30 protein-coding genes are annotated in these 21,233 nt (G+C 34.8%); 11 read left to right on the top strand and 19 right to left on the bottom strand.

The features are described 5' to 3' along the window. Positions 1-7 precede the first annotated feature (7 nt). From X953_RS09410 to X953_RS19800, 7 genes are all read right to left on the bottom strand, one after another. Positions 8-523 carry a hypothetical protein gene (locus tag X953_RS09410; protein WP_040955329.1) on the bottom strand — a complete coding sequence of 172 codons (516 nt, stop codon included), beginning with the start codon at positions 521-523 and terminating at the stop codon, positions 8-10. Between the two features lie 127 nt (positions 524-650). Next, a complete protein-coding gene (locus X953_RS09405) occupies positions 651-1,070 on the bottom strand; it encodes a hypothetical protein (protein ID WP_040955328.1) in 420 nt (139 codons plus the stop codon). 59 nt (positions 1,071-1,129) lie between these two features. Further along, positions 1,130-1,273, bottom strand: coding sequence for a hypothetical protein (locus X953_RS20065; RefSeq protein ID WP_198023332.1), 144 nt, complete (start codon positions 1,271-1,273; stop codon positions 1,130-1,132). Between the two features lie 41 nt (positions 1,274-1,314). Continuing rightward, positions 1,315-1,602 carry a hypothetical protein gene (locus tag X953_RS09400; protein ID WP_040955327.1) on the bottom strand — a complete coding sequence of 96 codons (288 nt, stop codon included), beginning with the start codon at positions 1,600-1,602 and terminating at the stop codon, positions 1,315-1,317. After that, positions 1,595-1,702: an anti-repressor SinI family protein gene (locus X953_RS20245; RefSeq protein ID WP_156958473.1), complete on the bottom strand. Its 108-nt coding sequence runs from the start codon at positions 1,700-1,702 to the stop codon at positions 1,595-1,597. The genes X953_RS09400 and X953_RS20245 overlap by 8 nt, the downstream gene beginning before the upstream one ends. Positions 1,703-1,828: 126 nt before the next feature. After that, positions 1,829-2,026, bottom strand: a complete 198-nt coding sequence (locus X953_RS09390; RefSeq protein ID WP_040955325.1) for a hypothetical protein — start codon at positions 2,024-2,026, stop codon at positions 1,829-1,831. A gap of 16 nt (positions 2,027-2,042) precedes the next feature. Further along, positions 2,043-2,201 carry a hypothetical protein gene (locus tag X953_RS19800; protein ID WP_156958472.1) on the bottom strand — a complete coding sequence of 53 codons (159 nt, stop codon included), beginning with the start codon at positions 2,199-2,201 and terminating at the stop codon, positions 2,043-2,045. Between the two features lie 149 nt (positions 2,202-2,350). On the opposite strand from X953_RS19800, the gene X953_RS09385 reads away from it, so the two are divergent. After that, positions 2,351-2,593, top strand: a complete 243-nt coding sequence (locus tag X953_RS09385; protein WP_040955324.1) for a helix-turn-helix transcriptional regulator — start codon at positions 2,351-2,353, stop codon at positions 2,591-2,593. Between the two features lie 159 nt (positions 2,594-2,752). On the opposite strand, the gene X953_RS09380 is transcribed toward X953_RS09385, so the two are convergent. Beyond that, a complete protein-coding gene (locus X953_RS09380) occupies positions 2,753-3,949 on the bottom strand; it encodes an ISL3 family transposase (protein ID WP_040954247.1) in 1,197 nt (398 codons plus the stop codon). A 34-nt stretch (positions 3,950-3,983) separates the two neighbouring features. Further along, the gene (locus X953_RS19110; protein WP_052350100.1) at positions 3,984-4,862 is read right to left on the bottom strand and encodes a hypothetical protein; all 879 of its coding nucleotides are present in this window, start codon (positions 4,860-4,862) and stop codon (positions 3,984-3,986) included. Positions 4,863-5,072: 210 nt separating this feature from the next. Here X953_RS19110 and comGD point away from each other — a divergent pair, with 210 nt between their 5' ends. The 6 genes from comGD to X953_RS09340 all read left to right on the top strand — a co-directional run bounded on the left by comGD (position 5,073) and on the right by X953_RS09340 (position 7,697). Beyond that, complete coding sequence (comGD, locus tag X953_RS09365) at positions 5,073-5,507, top strand: competence type IV pilus minor pilin ComGD (RefSeq protein WP_040955323.1); 435 nt, start codon at positions 5,073-5,075, stop codon at positions 5,505-5,507. Further along, positions 5,494-5,832: a type II secretion system protein gene (locus X953_RS09360; protein WP_040955322.1), complete on the top strand. Its 339-nt coding sequence runs from the start codon at positions 5,494-5,496 to the stop codon at positions 5,830-5,832. Before comGD ends, X953_RS09360 begins: the two co-directional genes overlap by 14 nt. Further along, complete coding sequence (gene comGF / locus X953_RS09355) at positions 5,780-6,232, top strand: competence type IV pilus minor pilin ComGF (RefSeq protein ID WP_040955321.1); 453 nt, start codon at positions 5,780-5,782, stop codon at positions 6,230-6,232. Before X953_RS09360 ends, comGF begins: the two co-directional genes overlap by 53 nt. Next, positions 6,201-6,590 (top strand): hypothetical protein, encoded by a 390-nt coding sequence (locus tag X953_RS09350; protein WP_040955320.1) that lies wholly within the window; start codon positions 6,201-6,203, stop codon positions 6,588-6,590. The genes comGF and X953_RS09350 overlap by 32 nt, the downstream gene beginning before the upstream one ends. Positions 6,591-6,682: 92 nt before the next feature. Further along, entirely contained in the window at positions 6,683-7,372 is a 690-nt protein-coding gene (locus X953_RS09345; RefSeq protein ID WP_040957064.1) for a metalloregulator ArsR/SmtB family transcription factor, read from the top strand. An 82-nt stretch (positions 7,373-7,454) separates the two neighbouring features. After that, complete coding sequence (locus tag X953_RS09340; RefSeq protein WP_019377943.1) at positions 7,455-7,697, top strand: DUF2626 domain-containing protein; 243 nt, start codon at positions 7,455-7,457, stop codon at positions 7,695-7,697. A 166-nt stretch (positions 7,698-7,863) separates the two neighbouring features. Here the strand turns inward: X953_RS09340 and X953_RS09335 are convergent, their stop codons facing one another. Further along, positions 7,864-8,487: an MBL fold metallo-hydrolase gene (locus tag X953_RS09335; protein WP_040955319.1), complete on the bottom strand. Its 624-nt coding sequence runs from the start codon at positions 8,485-8,487 to the stop codon at positions 7,864-7,866. Positions 8,488-8,653: 166 nt separating this feature from the next. Between X953_RS09335 and X953_RS19510 the strand changes: the two genes are divergently transcribed. After that, positions 8,654-8,824, top strand: coding sequence for a DUF2759 family protein (locus X953_RS19510; RefSeq protein ID WP_084715661.1), 171 nt, complete (start codon positions 8,654-8,656; stop codon positions 8,822-8,824). A gap of 98 nt (positions 8,825-8,922) precedes the next feature. On the opposite strand, the gene X953_RS09330 is transcribed toward X953_RS19510, so the two are convergent. The 3 genes from X953_RS09330 to X953_RS09320 all read right to left on the bottom strand — a co-directional run bounded on the left by X953_RS09330 (position 8,923) and on the right by X953_RS09320 (position 11,649). Further along, the gene (locus tag X953_RS09330; protein WP_040955318.1) at positions 8,923-9,894 is read right to left on the bottom strand and encodes an ROK family glucokinase; all 972 of its coding nucleotides are present in this window, start codon (positions 9,892-9,894) and stop codon (positions 8,923-8,925) included. Then, entirely contained in the window at positions 9,891-10,112 is a 222-nt protein-coding gene (locus X953_RS09325) for a YqgQ family protein (RefSeq protein ID WP_040955317.1), read from the bottom strand. The genes X953_RS09330 and X953_RS09325 overlap by 4 nt, the downstream gene beginning before the upstream one ends. 79 nt (positions 10,113-10,191) lie before the next feature. Continuing rightward, positions 10,192-11,649 carry a spore germination protein gene (locus X953_RS09320; RefSeq protein ID WP_040955316.1) on the bottom strand — a complete coding sequence of 486 codons (1,458 nt, stop codon included), beginning with the start codon at positions 11,647-11,649 and terminating at the stop codon, positions 10,192-10,194. 131 nt (positions 11,650-11,780) lie between these two features. On the opposite strand from X953_RS09320, the gene X953_RS09315 reads away from it, so the two are divergent. Continuing rightward, positions 11,781-12,641: a hypothetical protein gene (locus X953_RS09315; protein ID WP_040955315.1), complete on the top strand. Its 861-nt coding sequence runs from the start codon at positions 11,781-11,783 to the stop codon at positions 12,639-12,641. Positions 12,642-12,774: 133 nt separating this feature from the next. On the opposite strand, the gene X953_RS09310 is transcribed toward X953_RS09315, so the two are convergent. From X953_RS09310 to rpmG, 4 genes are all read right to left on the bottom strand, one after another. Further along, positions 12,775-14,319, bottom strand: a complete 1,545-nt coding sequence (locus tag X953_RS09310) for a rhomboid family intramembrane serine protease (RefSeq protein ID WP_040955314.1) — start codon at positions 14,317-14,319, stop codon at positions 12,775-12,777. 353 nt (positions 14,320-14,672) lie between these two features. After that, positions 14,673-15,686 carry a ThiF family adenylyltransferase gene (locus X953_RS09305; protein WP_040955313.1) on the bottom strand — a complete coding sequence of 338 codons (1,014 nt, stop codon included), beginning with the start codon at positions 15,684-15,686 and terminating at the stop codon, positions 14,673-14,675. Between the two features lie 9 nt (positions 15,687-15,695). Continuing rightward, complete coding sequence (locus tag X953_RS09300) at positions 15,696-16,262, bottom strand: 5-formyltetrahydrofolate cyclo-ligase (protein ID WP_040955312.1); 567 nt, start codon at positions 16,260-16,262, stop codon at positions 15,696-15,698. Between the two features lie 214 nt (positions 16,263-16,476). Continuing rightward, on the bottom strand, positions 16,477-16,626 hold the full coding sequence (gene rpmG, locus X953_RS09295; protein ID WP_019377954.1) for a 50S ribosomal protein L33: 150 nt from the start codon (positions 16,624-16,626) through the stop codon (positions 16,477-16,479). Between the two features lie 177 nt (positions 16,627-16,803). Between rpmG and X953_RS09290 the strand changes: the two genes are divergently transcribed. Continuing rightward, positions 16,804-17,031: a hypothetical protein gene (locus X953_RS09290; protein WP_040955311.1), complete on the top strand. Its 228-nt coding sequence runs from the start codon at positions 16,804-16,806 to the stop codon at positions 17,029-17,031. A gap of 15 nt (positions 17,032-17,046) precedes the next feature. Next, entirely contained in the window at positions 17,047-17,562 is a 516-nt protein-coding gene (locus X953_RS20240) for an endolytic transglycosylase MltG (RefSeq protein ID WP_040955310.1), read from the top strand. Between the two features lie 41 nt (positions 17,563-17,603). Here X953_RS20240 and X953_RS09280 read toward each other — a convergent pair whose 3' ends face one another. Together X953_RS09280 and X953_RS09275 are read right to left on the bottom strand one after the other, a co-directional pair. Further along, the gene (locus X953_RS09280) at positions 17,604-19,676 is read right to left on the bottom strand and encodes a penicillin-binding protein 2 (RefSeq protein ID WP_084715659.1); all 2,073 of its coding nucleotides are present in this window, start codon (positions 19,674-19,676) and stop codon (positions 17,604-17,606) included. 70 nt (positions 19,677-19,746) lie between these two features. Then, on the bottom strand, positions 19,747-21,018 hold the full coding sequence (locus X953_RS09275; protein ID WP_040955308.1) for an MFS transporter: 1,272 nt from the start codon (positions 21,016-21,018) through the stop codon (positions 19,747-19,749). Positions 21,019-21,233: the final 215 nt, after the last annotated feature.

Genomic DNA, 21,233 nt, shown 5'->3' with positions numbered 1-21,233 from the left:
AATTGCACTAATTCTCTTCCACAGTATAATTATCAAATAAGTACTCAGACATCATAAATTCTCCATGTTCTTTAAGCAATTCATCGGCAGCATTTTTAATGTCTAACCTGCCATTCTGTTCAGTTTTAGAAACTTCTTGAACAAATTCAATAAATTTATCATGCAACCCTTTTTCTTCTATAAAAAATGAAAATATATCAAGCTTATTCTGCTTTTCGTTTGCCATATCCTTTTCTTCAAGATAATCAGAGACAAGACTATCTATTTGCTCTACTGATCTATTAGATGGAATCATCGTTTTATTAAATTCTTCAATTGTTTGTGATTGTTTTTTGGACATATTTATTGCTGACTCCGCAATACTTATTGACTTATTAAGCATTATGGTATAATCCTCAATTGTTTCCTTAATTAAATCTTTTAGAGCTTCTTTAGTAGATGCTTCATCAGCTAATTGCAGTTTTATCTTATCCATTTTTTCCTTTCTTTTAAGAATCTCATTAAAATCAATTATTTTTCCCATTTACATCTTCTCCTTTTTTGATTAAATTTGACTTTGACTATCTTTGACCTTATCTTAATTATACTTAAATTAAGAACAATGTCAATGGTTTTCGTTCATTATATAGAACAATTTAATTTGTCCAATTCTATTCTTGAATCAGGGTGTCATGAGCTGGTTTGACACTTCCTTGATATCCTCGGACTAAGTTTATATATGAGCGTTTTGGAGATTGCTTATACCTTGCATATAATTCTTTTTCTGTTACACTATGCTTAGACATATACCCCAACATATTTTCTGATATCGGTTCTTGGAGCAAACCTTCAAGAGCCTCTTTTTTGTTCTCTTCAAATTTTGCTAGGAACTCATCTTCAGACATCATATTCTGAGACCTTTTATATTGCTGAAAATCTCTCATATTAGGTACTATCTCACCTGTATAGTACTTGTCCATGAATAGAGACATATCTTCTTCAGTATTGATTAAAAATCTAAGTAATTGCTTGTTTTCCTCACTATTTACACCGCAAAAGTTAAATATTTCATCCATTTTGTTATTTTCCATTTTCCCATATCCCCTTTGATATTATTTTTTTTGTTGTTTATTATGTATCAGCATGGTGTTTACTTGAATAATTTACCAATAAATTTGCCACTTATCTTGCCTGCTGCTCGTCTACCAATTCTTTTGCCAATTTTCCCCCTTTTTATTGCCGATAAGTCGTTCCAGATTCTTAATGCATTATAAATTTTGGATTTCAAGCTCACTTTACCACCTCCTAGATATTGTAATTATATCATTTTTCAGACTAGAGAGAGTATCTTTTGTTTAACTCAGTTAATTTCTCCTCTATTTCTAGCTTGAGCTTATCTATATCTATTTGGTGAGTAAAAAACAAAATCTTATTGCGCTTGTGAGCCAATTTAAGCAATTCACTTATTGGGAAATCATCATACTGGCATATTTGAGCTAGTCTTAGTAGTGCAGTTTTCTTCTTTTGTTCATCGTTCGACTTTTCTGCTGAGAGCCAATCACCTAGCATCACACTACTAATTATACTCTCACATGTTAATTGATAATTTATTTGTTTAACCATTTATTTTTCCTCCTTTATTTGTTAAGAAATTGCTTACTTCCTCGGCTGTAAGACCTAGTTGCTTTGCTTCGACAATAAGAGCAACCCATTCCTTATCCATTACTACTTCTCCTCCTAATTTTCTTATTGCAAACAATGCATCTATTTGTGTAGAAATCATATCTATGCTTATTCTTGAATCGGCAATCATACCAATGCTTTATTTTGGTAAACATTTATATCCCCCTTAGTTATTGTTGATAGCCTCGAGATACCCTTTATTCCCTTCGCAGAAAAACATTCCGCCTTTGGTTATAATACATTGTGTTTTAGAGTTCTCTGCTTTAACTTTATTTGGTATTGGATCTGATGTGTTTATAATTACAGTAATGATTACTGCAATTACTATAAATAAGCTAATTAATCCGATAGATAATTTCTTCAATTTAATTCCTCCTTTTTCATATAGTCCATATTCCAATTAAACAGATGACAGTGATTATTAGTGATAAGATAATAACTCCGTAAAATAAGATGCAACTTAGCCAGTCAGTTTCGGGTCGGTCTTCGAGATCAAAAAAGTAATCGTTTATAGCGTTTAAAGCTGAAATGATTTTCATTTATTTTCATCCTCCTAGTTATATAAGTTCGACTTGTTGTATATAAATATATATTATATCGAATGACAAGTCAATACTTTTTATACAACTTCTCGAACTTTTTTATTGAAGGTGATATAATATATACAAATACAAGGAGGATAAATAATATGGCAACTAAACCAAGACGAAAACCATCTAAAATTAAACCCAGCTACAAACCTTTTGAAAAAACGCTCATTGACAGAGATGTAAAAAAAGTTAAATTAAAAGAGGAATTAGGTATATCTCCCTCTACATTGCATAAAATGAAACATAATGAATATGTTGCGCTTGATGTGATTGGCTTATTGTGTGAATACCTTAGATGCAATATCAATGACATAGTTGAGTTTATACCTGTTGAAGAATAGACCTTTTCCATATAGGATTGGGTCTTTTTTTATTCTCTAAATACTTGCTCCATAATGTCTGGTTCTCAGTCAAATGTGGTGGTGTGATTTTCACTCCACCATCTCTTTTATTAAAAAGCCTTTGCTTAAATAGCTGCGTACGTATATTGGTTGCCGTTTCTATTGTGTCAAAACCCTTCTAACCTCTTGTCGCCACAGTATTTTCTTTTTTAATCGATTAAAATTTTTAATTCCATACGACATTCGTTTTGCCACTTTAATTGTATTATTTACGCCTTCAATATATCCATTATTAAAAGGATACATAAAGGAATGCAAGATCTCTTGCTTCCACCGCTCAAATGTTTTTCTTACTCTATGAAAAGACTCAATATTAGAATCCTTCATCGCCATTAAACATCCTTCTAGACCCTGTGTAGCGGTCTTTTCGTTACTCTCTTTAAACCACTGATCAAGTTTGTTTTTTAGGTTGTATGCCTCTTCTAATCGAGGATCAACCTGGAGTAACTGATTTACTTTCTCTCGCTCTTCTTCTGATAATTTATAGGTTGATTTCCAAAGTAACTTTTTACTTTTTTTCATATATATCCGGTCTTTTTTCTCTAAGTCTCTTTGCACTTCTCGACGTACTTCATCTAGCGCCCAATATACTTGCCGCATAAAATGAAATCGATCAGCGATGATCAGTGGGTTACCAAGCGCCTTCCGTATTGCTTGCTTAAAAGACTTAGAAAGGTCCATGACGACAATCTCTACGTTACTTGTATCACAGGACTGAAGATAAGCTTTAATTGTATCTACCTTCCGATCAGGTAAGACATCCACAATCTCTTTATTTTCTACATCCGCAATGACCGTTTGAAACCTTTCACCGCCCGCATCCCCTTTAAATTCATCAATAGCTAACGCACGTGGCAGGACTTTCCTTGTTTTTATTTCTTTTCGATCATAAATACGAAGTAACCGTTGCGAACTCATCCCAGTTAACTGGGCAGCTGTAGTAAATGAGCCCACAGCTGTATACGTTAGCGCTGTCGTTTGTATAGAACGGGTGCAACGTTGGTATCGTTCCACCATCTGAAGCTTTTCATAAAACGTATGATTACACGCCTTACATAAGTAGCGTCTCTTTTTCAAAGAAATACTAACTGGTTTATTGGAAACAATGGGCCCCTGAATCGTTTGGGTACGATAGCCGTGGATACTTTTTGTCCTATTGCCACAAAACGGGCACTTCTGCTTCTTTACTTTTGTATATAGCTCTACAAAAAACTTAGCTGAGTCACTAGAAACTTCCCATACATCTACATGTTTGTCTTCAATACCTAACATTTCTATGATAAAATGGTTTTGCACTCTTTCCCTCTCCTTTTCCTTTTGTGTCGCAACTTTAGGTTAACAAAAGAGAGGGGAATGAGTGTATTTTTTTGTTTCTTACGGAAACACTGATCCTCCAAAGGAGACCACCACATTTAGTATAGAGCCTAATGTCTTGGTAATCAATGAAATTTTGCGAATGTTTATAGTCATGATGATCTGCCATATTAGCCAACGCCCTATGTATATAGGGTTTTATTTTATCTGGATGTATGGATTTATATCGTTTGCTCGCAATTAATTCACCAACAAATTTCTTGATTAAAGAACTCCACTGTTTTTTGCTCCATCTACCTTTGGCAAACTCCGCATAAAACTCATTGCAGGTGTTTAGAAGAAATTCTTCAGCTTGTCCATTGTTAACAATATTTGATAATAAATGTTTATTTGTATCTGTTTCTTTTGTTTTAACTTCTTTTGTAGTTGTACTTTTTGTGCTGTTATTTTTATGCTGTACATTTTGTACATTAGAAAATTTCTTAGGTATAGTGAAAGGTGAATCCTTTATCATTTCTGGCTTTACAATTGATTTATTCTCTTCTAATAATGCTTTATTTATATCTTCAATAAAGCTATCAAAGTCATCTTGTGTAAAAGGAATATCGCTCACATTGTAGAAATAGACAATGCCTTTTGATCCACCCTGTAAGTAACACTTGAACCCTATAGCATATCTTTTTTCTAGTAATATCTTCCATGCTCCCTCCACTGTTCTACGTGTGAATTTGTTGTAGAGTTGTGTTTTATATAAAGTCCAATCTTCTGGCAGACTCATAATATAGGTGAGTAAACCAATCGCTGCTAAATTCTCAATATCCTCTTGAATAGGTAAATTGTTAATTTGAGTATAGTTTGCAGTTTTTCTTCTCTTTATTACATTTGATAAATTCATTGTTATATCACCTTTTAATTAACTTGCTTTCCACTATGAGAACAAATGTGGTCCAGGCACAGGTAGATCTTTATCATTTGGAAGAGGGAAACCTCCCTCTCTCACTTGATTCTTTAATTCAAAAGAAATATATTAAAGCAAGCCAAACAGAGTGCCCGAGTAAAGAAAAGTTAAAGTATCAGGACGGAATCGTCAGCGCTCCACCGACAAATGGCTAATAAAAATGGCTTTACCCTCATTGAGATGCTCCTCGTCCTAAGTGTCGTATCCATACTATCCCTTCTGGCAGTCACATGGAGCTTATCTGCGATAGCAAAACAAGAAAGAGAACAATTTATAAACACGCTGGAAAACGATACTCTTTATATACAGCAAGTCACCTCTATCAAAGGCTCAGAACAGGAAAAACCGTATATCACATTTAAGGAAAATTTTTATACAATTTATTTTACTAAAAGAAAAAAGCCTATCATAAGAAACTATCCTCCAGGTGTTCGAATTGATACAAGAAAACACCAATATCTCAAATTTGAACAAAATGGAAATATTCGCCAACCTAGAAGTATGGATTTATTCATGGGAGATGACAGATATAAAATAATTTTTCCATTTGGTAAGGGGAGGTTTTATCTTGAAAAGGAATAGTGGGTTTACTTTGTTAGAAGTAATTATTTCTGCGAGTATATTAATGACTGTTGTAGCTACCATGTTTCCTCTCCTCCATATAATGACTACAGAAAAAATGGTATTGAGTGATCGACGCACCATTGTTGATAGACTCCATGATGAAATACAGCCTTTTTTATTAGTAAGTAAAGAAGCTCCCTATGAATCAATAAAAAACATTAATAAAAGAACGGTCACCTTTACTTTTTCACTGGATCAAAAATATATAAAAGGATGTGTTGTATGGGAAAATGTTAAAAAGAAAAAAGAAAAGCATTGCTTGTACGGTGCTCCCGAAAGATGAAAAGGGTTTTACCTTTATTAGCATGCTACTTGCTCTATCCCTCCTCCTTCTACTGTTACCTTTACTCTCAGAATTAGTAAAAATCGGCAAATACACACCCAATGATACGGAACTATCCTTGCAGCAATTTTCTCATTTTTTAATGGAAGACTCATTAACAGCGGTAGGATATAAAGTAGAACCAACCGCTGTTTCTTTACATTTATCAGATGGGACGACTGCCATTATAAGTCAATATAAAAACCAAATTCGCAGACAAGTCGACGGAGAGGGGCATGAAATTTACTTGAGGAACATAAAAAATGTTCGATTTTCCCCACTCCCCTACGGATATCATGTAAGTGTCACATCTGACAAAGGAGATTCATATGAAAAAACGATTCCTTTTTACAATCAATAATCAGAGTGGTTTTATTCTCCCAATGGCACTCTTTACGATATCTATATTTTTTATTTTAATTACAGCAACTATCACCAGTTATCAAAATGAAATTCTTATGAGCGAAGCACACTTGGAACGTATAAAAATGCACACACTTCTCCAAATGAGTTTTCAATCCGTCTTGGAAGAATACGATGAACCAAGTGCGCTTCCTCACACCATATACTACTCATTTATGCAAGGAGAAGTAAACATTATCACAACTTCTATTACAGAAGATACCTGGGAAACACTTGCTAAAGTCACTACAGATAACCATTCCGAACATACCTTCAACCACCATATGAACATTCAAATCTTTTCTAACAAAGACTAAATGTGGACATTTTCTTACAAAGAGGAAGTACTAGCCCGTGCATTCATCATTTTTACTATAATATAAGTAATAACATGATGGGGTGATAGATGATGGAAAATACGTTGAAGATAACAAACGTGCTGAGTGACCCAACAAGGTATAACATTTATCAATATTTAATAGAAGCACATGAGGAAGTGAGTGTAAATGATATTGCTAAGGTTTTCTTTATTCATCCAAATGTAGCAAGACTTCACTTATCTAAACTGGAAGATGTCGGAATGGTCATCTCCTATAATTTGAAGTCAGGAAAAGGCGGCAGACCCAGTCGGAGATACCGTTTGTCAGAGCAAGTTATTGAACTGAACTTTCCTCATCGGGATTATAAATTGCTATCCTCTATTGCATTGGAAGCATTTATGGAATTGGGTGAACCAGGGGAAGTAGCATTATACCAAACTGGAAAAAAGTACGGGCAAAAATTAATGGAAAATCAGCATAAAAACCTTCAACCTCAATCTATCACCATTGAAAATAAGATTAAATTATTGGAAGACGCCGGGACATTGTTGGGAATGTATCCTTCCTTCTCCTATAAAGAGGAAAATAATGTAATATCGTTTGATATTAATAACTGCCCATTTAAAGAGATTGCTTCATCCAATCATACGATGATCTGTAACATGCATCACGCTTTTATAAAAGGAATGCTCGAAGTGTTGTTTGAAAATGTGCAATTAGAGGAAGTGAATAATATCTTTGAAGGATGTGAAAACTGTACTTATATAGCAAGAATTTAAATTCGTTTATCAGTATCGTTTACAATATGACAAACCTCGTTTATAATATCAATGATAAGGATACATAAAAGGAGGGGAAAACATGGATCGTATGTTTCGTGTGCTTGCCTTTTGGACAGGAATTTTTACAGTAATGTTTTATATTGGCGACATGCAGAAGACAGCAGTATTATTCTTGGTACAAACGGTATTTTTCCTTACAGTTAGTTATTTGAAATTATCTGAACGCATGTATATGTATTTATTCGGAGCTTATTGTACAGTATTCTTTATTGGTTTTACATGGTATACAGAATTCATACTTGTACCTGGTTTCGGACACTAAGAAAAATGGCGCTGCTTACGTATTCGTTTGCAGGCCATTTTTTCTGTTGACATGAAAGCAGGTTGCGTTTATAGTAAAGGTGTAGCTTAACTTATATCCCTTTAACAACGAAAGAACAGAGCACATCCCCCCATAAAAACCCTTCTAATAAGAAGGGTTTTTTATATTATTCTCGCACAAAAGGATTTTGAATCTTTTCTTCTTTGATCGTCGTGGTTCCACCATGTCCAGGATATACAAGAAACGAATCACTCAACTTGTACAATTGGTCTCTAATACTGCTCTCTAACTGTTTATAATCCCCTCCAGGCAAATCGGTTCTTCCTATTCCCTGCTTAAACAATACGTCTCCACTAATAACAAACTCTTCCTCTTCAAAAACAAAGCTAGTACTTCCTGGTGAGTGACCAGGAGTGTAAAGAACATTAAAGTTGAAGTCTGCAATAGTCATTTTCCCTGGTACAATCCTTTTGTCAGGGCCTTGTGTGGTGATTTTGTCCCCAATGAATAGAGAAGAACCATTTAAGCTAGAATCAGCTAACCAGGATGATTCTTTTTCATGTAAATATACCTCTATATTATAATGTTTTCTTAAAGAATCAACCCCCCCAATATGGTCGAAATGTGCATGGGTCAATAATATCGCTTTGGGAATGATATTTTTATCTTCTAAATAATGAATGACCTTATCTCCTTCACCACCTGGATCAAAAATTAAAGCATTTTTATTGTTATGTACGATATAACAATTTGTGCCTAATGGGCCTAATGGCATTTTAATGACTTCCACTTTTACTACCTCCTCATTCTTTGTAAAACAAGTTTGGTTTTACCTCGACAAAATAATGTTTTTACTATAAAATATATAATATAATTACTTAGATACATAATAATAAAATATAGTTCCATTATCAAACATGAGATAGTAGGAAGCATACAAGGAGGATGAATTAGTAATGCATATCGTATTGGCAATTATGCTTTTATTAGTTGCTTTACTTGCAGTAGTATCTGTTATTCGTCAATTAAAGTATAAAAACATTTTCGCATTAGGATTCTCTGCAATCACTGCCGTTGCATTTGGTTTTTTCTCAATTGCAACATTAATTTCAGAGATCGCTGGATAAGAAAACATCACAAAAAAAGCTGCTTTTATTTTGAAGCAGCTTTTTTGTGAAATTATATAAAGGTCCTGGTCTGGTAGCATTCATTTCGTGTCATTTGTTTAAAACGTGATATTTTCCAGTCTTTGTTTTACTAGAAATGCAGCACCAATAATACCTGCATCATTTCCCAGCTTAGCCGCTTTAATTTCACAAATATCACTGACTCTTTTTAGAGCATATTTTTCAAATGAGGTTTTTATTTCATTAATTAATGTATCCCCAGCTTTGGATACCCCTCCCCCGATTAATACCTTAGATGGGTTTATAATTGTACCTAAATTTGAAATTAACAATCCTAACACATCTGCAGTATGTTTAACTATTTCAAAAGCTACACTATCTCCTTCTTCTGCAAATGTAAAAATATCTTTAGCAGTAATAATCCCTGTTTTCATATAATGCTGCGCCATTCTAGATTCTTTATCACAAGTAATTATCTCCATTGCTTGCCTGACAATTCCAGTTGCCGATGCTACAGTTTCCAAACATCCAACTCTGCCACAATTACATTGGTATCCATTTGTATCAACGGTAATATGGCCAATTTCTCCAGCCATACCATTTTCACCATTAATAATTTTACCATTAGCAATAATACCGCCTCCGACTCCGGTTCCGAGAGTTATTGCAAGTAAATTTGTCGCCTGATCACCTGCACCCTTCCAATTTTCTCCTAGCACGGCTATATTCGCATCATTTTCAAGATAAACAGGAAGTCCAGATTTCTTATTCAAAATCTCTGTTAAATGATAATTTTTCCAACCGATATTTACAGCTTCATGAATTAACCCACTATCTCCATCGATGAATCCTGGAGCTCCAACCCCGATACCTATTACAGTACCTTTATTTATATGTACTTCCTGCAACTTGTCTTCGATAGACTTCCAAATATCGGTGAGGATAGAATCTCCTCCGTTAGCCTTAACAGTCGGTATCTCCCATTTATGTTGAACATCACCCTCATCGGTAATGATCCCTATTTTTACAGAAGTTCCACCAATATCCACACCTAAAATGTATTTATTCATTTGTTTTTTCCTTCCCTCTTTTGTTGATCACGAATAATAGCTGTTTCTTTTCTTAATAGAAGCTTGGCACTTATATAGTCCTCCTTCTGAATAAAGCCATATTGCTGAAGCTCTTCAATTTCCATTTCCATAAGTTCTAAATCACCTAGTCTATTGCCAGTATATATGTATGTCCCATATTTTTTTAATAACTGCCGAACGTCATAAATTGTTTTCATTATTATCACCAATATACATTATAGCAAATTTACTGACTTTCTGCTTTCTTATCTATTAAAAAAAGACCCTTCACCGTTATTAACGGTCCGGATCTTTAGGATGTAGAAAAGTTGGTCTTCTATTTTTCAAAGGGATGGGAGAGCGAATAAATATATCTCTGAATGCTTTATAAGAAAATGGCAAGAACGGCCAAAAATATGGGATTTTAAAGGAGTTCATTCTTACTAAATACAGAATCCATAAGCTAACTCCAAGCACATATCCTGCAACTCCAAAACTTGCTGCCATTAACAACAGAAAAATACGGACGAGTCTGTTCGCCAAACTCATTTCATAGCTTGGTGTAGCATAGGTACCAATAGCAGCTACTGCAAGATATAAAACTACCTCATAGGAAAACCAACCTACCTCTACAGAAACCTGCCCAATCATAATTGCAGCAACCAAGCCAAGAGCTGTTGCTAATGACGAAGGAGTATGAATTGCAGCCATCCTTAATATATCTATACCTATTTCTGCAAGTAGAAATTGAATTAATAAAGGGATCACTCCTGGTTCGCTTGGTCCAATAAACTCAAGTGCTTCTGGGAGTAACTCTTGGTTTTGCGAAAATAGGAAATATAATGGAAGAATAAATATGGAAGCAATAACTGCAATAAATCGTACTAATCTTAAATATGCACCGACCAGTGGCTTTTGCCTATATTCCTCTGCATGCTGCATATGATGCCAGTAAGTTGCCGGCGTGATCATCACACTTGGTGATCCATCAATAATAAGAAGTACATGTCCTTCATACAAATGAGAGGCGGCCGTATCAGGTCTTTCGGTATAGCGTACAGATGGATATGGATTCCAGTGCCTTCCGCTTATATATTCTTCAACTGTTTTCTCTGCCATTGGAAGACCATCTGTATCAATTTCTTTCAGTACTTTTTTTAAGTCCTCTACTCTTTCTTCCTCTGCAATATCCTCCAAATAACAGACACATACATCTGTTTTTGATCTTCTGCCAATTTGTAAATATTCCATCCGAAGAGAACGGTCTCGCACTCTTCTTCTAGTTAATGCCGTATTGAACACGATCGTTTCTACATACCCATCTCTTGAACCTCTGACAACTCTTTCCAAGTCCGGTTCATCTGGAGATCGTGCAGGATATGTTCTGGCATCAATTAAAATAATTTCATCAATTCCATCTACTACCAATGCTGCGGGACCTGCCAGGACAAAATCGGTAACTTTATTTAAATCATTTTCCTTCTCTATTTCCACATAAGGAATATAGGTTTTCATTAGTTTGGTGAGCGGATCCGGATTCAAATGTTCCGGTTCAAGTTTTGCTAAAAACTTCATTATAAGATGTAAGATATCATCTTTTACAAATCCATCAATAAAAAAGAAGGCCATTTTTCGACCAGCATATTCTAAGTCAAGCTGAATAACATCGAAATTTTTATCAACACCAAGCCGTTCACGTAAATAAGAAATATTTTTTTTGTAGGAATCATAAGCTTCTTTCTTCTTATTAGCCATTTTCTCACCCAGTCGTCGAGTAGTCTTCCTTTAGTTTGGGCAAGTTCCCACTGGATATGCACAAAACAAGCATAAAGAATAGGGCAAATTCATAGAATGCAGTAAGACAAGCTTATAAAGGAAGCGATAAGATGTTTAAATGGATTCTCACAATTACCTTTGCTGTAATAACAAGTATCATTGCTATATATTTTATTAACATACAAACAAAGCCTGCAATTACTTATTTTCCTGCTAATGAAGAAACTAAATTTACGCAAACAGAAACAAACTTGAAGTTATTTTCAGAAAAAGATAAGGACAAGTATGAAATTAACTGGACTAGCAATTCTAAAAGTGAAAAATCAATGTTTCTTAGACAAGATGTTTCTATTCTATTTGAAAACGGCAGATTGCGTGGTATGCGAAGTAAATGGGAACAAAATACGGATAAGATTTATATTAAAGAAAAAATCACACAGGAAGATAGCGGCTATTTTCAAAGTATCTCCTATCATCATGGGGAAATTCACACAAATTCTAATAACATAACGAGCATTCATAAACTATCGAGCGACCATCTGTATGTAATTGATTCCCCAACTACAGCCATAGACTCCTTTAAAAATCCTGAAAATAGATATGAAGAAGAATGGAAGCATCTACTAGACAGTATAACTAAACAACAGCTTCTCTTTCATTGGCATCAATTACTCAAGCATTTTTCCATTAAAAGCAAAGATTATCTAACTGTACCTCTAACCCAATTATCCAAATATGATGAAGAATCTTTACCAAACCTTTCACAGGAGCAAACCGATAAGATAATGGGACAATTATGGGAAGGACTTTATAAAAATTATGTCATCCCAATTGTAAATAGTGACGAAGAAAAGGTGCAGAGCTATATACCAATTGTTTTATTCTCCAACCAAGCTGATCACCTTCTCGTACTTTTTGAAAGAAACGGTGAAAAGATGAAGCTAATCCAGCGTTACAGCCCTACAAAATAAAAAGGCGCAAGGGAGCAGGTTAGTTCTTAGCAAACGGTATCGCGTGTACTACAACGTTTGTATTTGAACTAGAACAGCCTTCCTTGCGCTTCGCATTTCCGGTTAAGATTAATACTGGGATTGTATTTTATTATCAATTCACATTTTTTCCGGTTATTTGTTCATATAATTGAATAAAATCTTCATTTTCCGGGTTAAGATCATAGGCTGTTTGGATTGCATTTTCCGCTTTCTCCTGTTCACCTGTATTGTAATAAAGTAAGGCCAGATTAAAGTGAGCTTGCGGAAATTCTGGATTGATCTTAACAACTTCTTGTAAGTCCTGTTTAGCTGCGTCTATGTTTCCAAGCTCAATAAAAGCATAGGCACGCTGAAATAATATGGTCGCTTCCATATCACCTTTTTTGTCTAACGAATCAGTAGCTAGCTCGACAACTTCATTGTACTTTTCTTCTTGCAGGTAATTTTCAATTTGAATAAGCTGATAGCTCTGGCTATTTTGGTTGTTATAAAAACCATAATAGCCGATTCCAGCTAAAGCGAAAACATAAATAAAAATTGCGAGCACTTGTTTTTGAACGTTCTTTTTCTTTGGTAAGTGCGTAATAGATGCGGCAATAAATCCTGCTATTAAGCCTCCTAAATGTGCTGCATTGTCAATTTGTGGTACCAAAAATCCAAATATAATATTTATACCTATTAATATCAGAACATTTTTCCCCATCGTTTGAAAGAAAATCTTTTTATAATGAATTCCAAAAAACAATAGAGCTCCAAACAAACCAAATAATGCACCAGACGCTCCCGCCGAAACATGTTGTGAGAAAGCAAAGCTTGCGATTCCCCCACCAATCCCTGCCAAGAAGTAAATTACCAGAAACCTCCAGGAACCATACATTCTTTCAACAGCTATTCCTAAATAATATACTGCTAACATGTTCATAAATAAATGCAATAAGCCAATATGTAGAAACATGGAGCTAACTATTCTCCACCACTCTCCTGACATAATATCAGGATTATATTTAGCACCAAAATCAATTAAGGTCGGAATCGACTGACTACCTCCATTTACTTCTAAAAGCAGAAATAGAAGAATATTCACTGCCAGCAACATATATGTCCAAAAAGGTTTACCGTATGAGAGCACATTATTTTTTTCCTCATGCATTTGGCGCATTTCCTTGTGTAATTCATTTCTAAAATATCCAGTTTTAGTTTCTCTTTCTATTTCATCAAATGGATTTATGCCAGGTACCGTTATTTCTAAATCTTTACATAACCGAGTCACTTCTTCTTCCCTATTTGAGTGAGATAGATAGTATACATTCATTCTAATGGAGTTTTTTTCATTAAGTTTCATTGGCTTTTTAAGTAATTCCCAATCATCCACAGGCTCCGTCGAATGAACATACACATTGTGTATTTCAACATGCTTTCCAACTAATAAACGCTTCATCGCTTTTACTTTTTGAAATACCTGAGCTATATCTCTCTTCAAATGGTTTTTCCAATCAAATCCCTTATTTATTATACGAATAACTTTTGAAACTTTATTATGGTATTGCTCTAACCATATTTCTTGCTCATTCTCATTAATATATAGTACTTCATATTGTCCTTGAAAAACTAAATGATGGGCAATCCCGTAAAGCGTGTAGCTTTCCCCAGAATACATATAAAAATTCCCCCTTACAAGATATCATACCAAAACTTTATTTACTTTTCTTTAAAGAACAAAAAGAAGTTGCTTCAAAACAACTTCTTTTTGTTACAAGGTATTTAGTTTATTTTCGAGCCAAATAAATTAGGTAAAATTTTTGATCTCATCGCTGGCATATTCATCGACAGGTTTACTGCAATTTTTCTCAGAACACTTATTGCTAGCAAGGTATTCAATATCCGATAGCGCCACCTGTAAATAACTGCAACCATAGTGAAAAACGTAAAAACTAATGCAATTATTCTCATGTCCACACCTTCTTTTCTAATAGTGTTCTTAGTTATGACACAATGTAAGGAAAATATGCATTATGATCCAATATAACGATCATATATTGTCCTGGCATACATCTGGTCCTCTGTCCCTTGAACAAGTACACGACCATCTGGAAAGATCGTTAAGGTGATTTCCTCATTAATCTTCGCTTTTAGAAAAAAAGGTGTACGGTTTAAGCTTTGTATTCCTGAAAGCTTCAACTCTAACTGCTCCAGGCTTATTTGATCCAATAGATGAATCTGTACTGTATTTCTGCCACAAAGAACAATTTCCTCTTCTTTTGCTTTCTTCTGTAATGCCGGGTACTGATATAACTGGCATGTGGGACAGTTAGGATCAGGCTTATTTAATTTAATATCATACTGCTGATTAAACCATATATCGAAGGTGCGAAGTGTATTCCTTAAGTACTCGTCCCGGTTAGTTAAATACTTCAATGTTTCCGTCACTTGCAAAGAAGACACCATATCAACCACAGGGGAAATAACACCAACTGTATCGCATGTTTGATTTCCATTGGTTCCTTCTTTACTTAAACACCGTAAACAAGGGGTCTTATTTGGCAAAAAGAATGCTGTCATTCCTCGAGAGCTTACAACTCCACCATAAGAATAAGGGATATTTTTTTTAAAGCAAATATCATTCAACAAATATCGTGTCGCAAAATTGTCTGTGCCATCTAAAACTACATCTACGCCGTCCGTTAGCTCCTCAATATTGTCACGAGAGGCATTACCGATAATTGCTTCTATTTCTACCATATTGTTTACTTTTTCTAACTTTTGTTTTGCAGCAATTGCTTTTGGTAAAGATTTTTCTGCGTCCTCTTCGTCAAATAAAATCTGTCTTTGCAAATTACTTAATTCCACCACATCACGGTCGATCATCCTTACCCTTCCGATCCCTGCTCGTACCAATTGATTACTAATTACCGTTCCCAAAGCGCCAATCCCTACAATCAATATGGTACTTTCAGAAAGCCGCTGCTGACCTGCCTTATTTATTTGTCCAAATAAAATTTGTCGTGAATATCTATCCATTTTCATAAGTAACCTCTACCTCATTGTATGAATAAGTTTATTTTCGGTAATTAGCTGCTTTACGGGGATATCAAAAGATTCTTTTGGCAATTTACTAACAAGCTGTTCCTCACTAAGTAAAGAAACAGTATTATTTGGAAAATCTGTAAGAAAGCGATCATAATACCCTCCACCAAAGCCAACCCTAAATCCTTCTTTATTAAAAAGTAAGCCAGGCACAATTAATAAGTCAATTTTCTCTTTGGATACATATTCCGTTTGCTCTGGAATGGGTTCTAGTAAGTTATAATAAACAACTTCCAAATCATTAAATGAAGTTATTTTATGAAAATGGAGCAGTTTATCTTGTGGTGAACATTTCGGTACACAGACTTGTTTCCCCTGCTTCCAAGCAATCTCTATTATAGACTTTGTATCCCATTCAAAACCTTGCGCCATTGTAATACCGATTACTGTGGCATTTTCCCAGACTGTAGTATGTATTAGTTGTTCTGTTAATTTCCTCTCTATTTCCTTCCTCTTTGTCTCAGATTGACTTTTCAACATATTTATTGCTCTCACGCGTAACTCTTTCTTATTCATCGGTTCACCTCATTCTATATTTAAGTATAACTTATAAAAGCACAGCAACAAAGTATAAAAACACAATCGCCTGGAAAGTAAGGAAGATAGATAATCTCCAGATATCCTGGATGGCGCTAAAGAAGAAAGTGGTTATACTAATATTTGTTCTGAATTTCATAGTTTTCCACATAAAAATAAAACCCTTATCCATGTCAGATAAGGGTTTTATGGGTTATTTTGTTTCACGATGTAAAGTGTGTTTTTTAAGACGTGGACAATATTTTTTAAGCTCAATACGTTCAGGATTCGTACGTTTATTTTTTGTAGTGATATAATTACGATCTCCTGTTTCAGTACAAGCTAATGTAATGTTAACGCGCATAGTTTTCCCTCCAAACTTTTAAGCACTTGCTATTAAACAGCTTTCATTCATTTCAGACTTAATTATAATAGCAGATATTCCAAAAACTATCAAGAATGTTGAGAGAAAAAAATAAGGTTTCTTCTTTTATTATTCTATGATATAACTAATAGTGAATAAAAAATGGAGGTAATACGAATGCTATTTGCAATAATTTCCATCATTGGAATTGGTTTAGTTCTTTTCATTCTATCATTTTTTATGAATGATAAGTTTCAGGAATTAGAAAACCAACTAGAACAATTTTCCATGTCAACCATGCAAGATACATACCAGATGAAGAAGAAAATAAAGATTCTGGAAGAAGAGCTGTTGACTGAAGATATGACCACTAGTGGTAGAGATAAACAGAATAACATTCTTTAACAAAGGAGAAACAAAATGAAACAACCAATAAGGGCATTTGCTATCGGCTTATTAACTTCAGGGGTGATTATGTTAATTGGCTTCTTCTTCTGGGGAACGACTTCCGCCAATGATGAAATGTCAACAGAAGAAATGATTCCACTCGTTAAAGAAGAAGGATATCACGTCTTATCTCAAGAAGAATATATTTCCTTGTCTGTAGAAAAAGACAAGAAACGAAAAGAGAATAAGAAAGAACAAGCTACAGAAGAAAAAAAGGACAAAAAGGAAAATAAGAAAGATGAAGCCACTGACGAAAAAGCATCTGAAGAAGCTTCAGATAAACCAGAGAAGTATAAAATTAACATCAAGCCAGGGATGGCAACTTCAGAGATAAGTAATTTACTGGAAGAAAAGAAGATCATTAAAGATTCCGGGAAATTTGATCAATATTTGGAGAAAGAAAACTATAGTGAAAAAGTTCAAATTGGTGAATTTGAAGTCACCAGTGATATGAGTTTCTATGAGCTTGCTGAGAAGATTGCCAGATAGTAAAAAAAAGCGAAGAACCTAATCCAGGTTCTTCGCTTTTTTTATTCCTTTACTTCTTCTTTTTCTCTTTCTTCCTTCAAATCAAAATACGTATCCAAAATGCGTTGACCAATAATTTTACTCAGTGGATGTAAGCTTTTTACTTTACCGGAATTCGGTGCGATGACTGCAAAAGCAACCTCCGGGTCATCAAATGGAGCATAACCGATTAGTGAATGATTCTCTGTATCATATTTTACTCCATCTTCATATACTTCACTTTCCGCAGTACCTGTCTTACCTGCAGGGTTATAATCTTTTCCTTTGAAGTAACCAGCAGCTGTTCCACCTGTTTCCTGGTACACCCGCCTAAAGCCCTCCTGCACCCGTTCAATATAGGAATCCTTCATTTGGATCCGATTGAGTACTTCTGTTTCTTCACTTCTAACCATTGGTCCCAATTCTCTCTCTGTTTCACTTGGCTTACGTACTTCTTTTAGAAAATGCGGACGGACACGATAGCCATCATTCGCAATTGTTGATACATATTGAGCCAGTTGCAGTGTTGTAAATGTATCATATTGACCAATAGCGTAGTCCATAAGTAAACCGGCTTTCAGTTCATCTCCCTCATAGCCAGTACTTTCGTATGGGAAATCGACACCTGTTTTAACTCCTAAACCAAATTGTTGAAAATAATTACGCATTTGCTGAAAGGCCTTCGAGTCGAATGAAACCTTACTTCCATTCGGAAATGGGTAACGATGCTCTCCACCCATTTTTAGAGCAATATAAAACATATAAACGTTGGATGATCTTTTTAATGCCTCATAATCATCTACCAAACCTAAGTCATTATAAGAACCCTTTGTTTCGTTCCCGATTTTAATTTTTCGATCGTAAAAACTCTGCCCTGGTGAAATAACCCCTGATTCATACCCTGCTAACACAGTGGCTCCCTTCACCGTGGACCCAGGTAAATGAGCGTCTGATAATGCACGAAAAGAATTATTTTGGTATTCCTTTTTTTCATCATTATAGTGCTGACCGCTTACGGCTAAAATTTCGCCTGTTTTTGGATTCATTACAACAGCGAGCGCATCATCCATATAACGGTTTGCAGCCCAGTGTTTATTTTTAGCTGTCTTTAATTCTTCCCGGACAATTTTGTCGACTTCTTTTTGAAATTCCATATCCACAGTAAGGACTAAATCTTTTCCACGTTCACCTTCTACAACCGTTTCCGAATCTATTACTTGGCCGGTCTTCGTTGTTGTATATTGGATTTGTTCCTTTCTTCCTCTAAGCACGTCCTCATAGTACTCTTCCAACCCACTACGTCCAACGCGGTCATTCCTGCTATAACCTCTTGTTAAGTAATACTTTTCTTTGTCTGCAGGTATCCCCTGCTCTTGTGACGTGATCGATCCTAATAAACTAGAAAACGTATCCTTATACGGATATTCTCTATTCCAGTCTGTAGTAGCATTAATCCCTGGTAATTTGTCCAGATGTTCTGCTACCCTTGCATATTCATCAGGTGTAACATCTTCATTTTTAATAATTTGTGGTGTTAAGGAATATGCCTTATCAAGTTCTTTTTTTATAGCAATTACTTCAAGCTCCTGTTTGGAGAAGTCGCTAATTTCCTCTTTTGTTATTCTGTCCAGTATTGTTTTATACTGCTCCGAATTGGACATATCGGCAGCTTCTTCGTCTGAGAGTCTTTTATCTGCTTTTTTCTTATTTAACAGATACCAATATTCCTTCTTATTTCGCTCAGTAATACCGTCTAAGTATTCTTCTGAATCCATGGAAATTAACTTTGCCAGCTTTTGAGCAACTTCTAAACGATCTTCTGCCTGTACACCCTTAGCTGGAGTATAAGTAATTGAGTACAATGGTTTATTGTCTACAATCACATTGTAATTACTGTCATAGATCTTCCCTCTAGGGACTGGTATTTTAGTTGTGTCCTTTACCGTTCGTTCTATTTCTTTTTGAAATTCTTCCCCATTGAGAATTTGAACAACACCCAACTGTAAAATTAATACAGAAAACAATAGAAAAATCACAAAGAATAAAATATTTATTCGGAAGGGAAGCTGTTCCTTCTTTTTCCTTTTTCTCGCCATCATTTCTCCCCCATATACTTAACATAGCTTTCCCTTCATTATAACATCATTTACCCAATTAGAAATAGCATTAGCGGTTTTTTTCATCGGTTATTTGTTCTTTAATTAATACTTCTTTTTTTCGTTTGGTGCCAAGATAGACATTCTTGGTAAACAGATAAATAAAAATATGGCCAGTCCCGAATAAAACCAGTAACACTGGTATTACCTTTTCTGGCGAATACAATGAAACTGCAACCAAAAAGACCAAAATAGATACAACCCTGCCGATATTTACAAACAACTCCCGTACAACAATATACTCTACACGCAAGTCTTTTGCCTTCCAAGCCTTTCCAATTACATCATAGGTCATAGAGACATATGGCACATTAATAATTGGATATGCAATCCCAATGAAGAAGGCATATATGATTAGCTGAAAGTAACTTATATCAAATAAAATAATAAAGATGGAGAAATAAAGTATTAAACTACCCAACAAAATTGCTTTTTTTCGCATGTGGGTCTTAATAAATCTTGTCGCAACAAAATAAAAAATAAATGATAAGCCGGATAGTACGAGATTGAACATTCCAAGTGAGAATTCACTGCCGGTAATTAAAAACACCCAGATCGTGATTACAAAGGCAAAAATACCTTCTCGTAAGCCTTGAAAAACATGAGCATATAATATCCTTCCCCAGTTCTTATTATGGTGCCTCTCCCTTAAAATACGTTTAAAATGGAAGTTACCTTCTGCCTGTCTGCGATTCAAAAAGAAACTGCAGACTACGGAAAGGATAAATAATGTAAAAGAAATAGAGAAGATAGTTGTATAACCAATATTCGCTTCCATTCTGGCAATGATAATCCCTGCAAGTAATGGACCAATCATTCCACCAAATGATTGCAATACACCTAAAAATCCATTAAAGAAATCTCTTGTTTCCGGTTCCGTTATTTCAAACGTCAGCACATTAAATGCCAGCCAATAAAACCCATAACCTATCCCCAGCAAGCTTCCTAGCATAAAGTTATAAGTAGAAGAGGCCTCCCCAATAATCAATACACATAAAAAGAAAAGAGATAAAAAAGTTACACCCAAACGTAACACAATTACACGATCCACTTTTTTAGCAATTTTTCCAGCAACTATAAATGTAACCGGCTGAAAAAGAAATATTGCCAGGTTATAAATAGCAATTGTCGTATAATCTCCTGATTGTTTCCATAGATATACATTTACAAATGTATTGGACAGGAATATACCTAATGAATATAAACCACCAATCACCAGTAAAAATAGTAAATCCCTATTAATATCAATTTTATTGTGAATGAATTGAAAGCTCTTTCCCATATCCAAACTCCTTTTTGTATCATTCATAGTTTGGGCAAAAGGGATAGAGATATTCAACTTATAAGGAAAAGCAGTAATATCGGTCTCTGAATGGATGCAAAATAGGTTCCATTGCAAATAGTGGATTACAGATTTACTTATACATCCATAATAGGAGAAAACTGCAACGAACTAGTGAGAATCTAAACCATTATAGAAAGCGGATAAACCTGTAT

Source organism: Virgibacillus sp. SK37, from assembly GCF_000725285.1.
Lineage (GTDB): Bacteria > Bacillota > Bacilli > Bacillales > Amphibacillaceae > Virgibacillus_Q.
The sequence above is the reverse complement of the archived record's forward strand: the minus strand, read 5'-3'. Positions and strand labels throughout refer to the sequence as shown.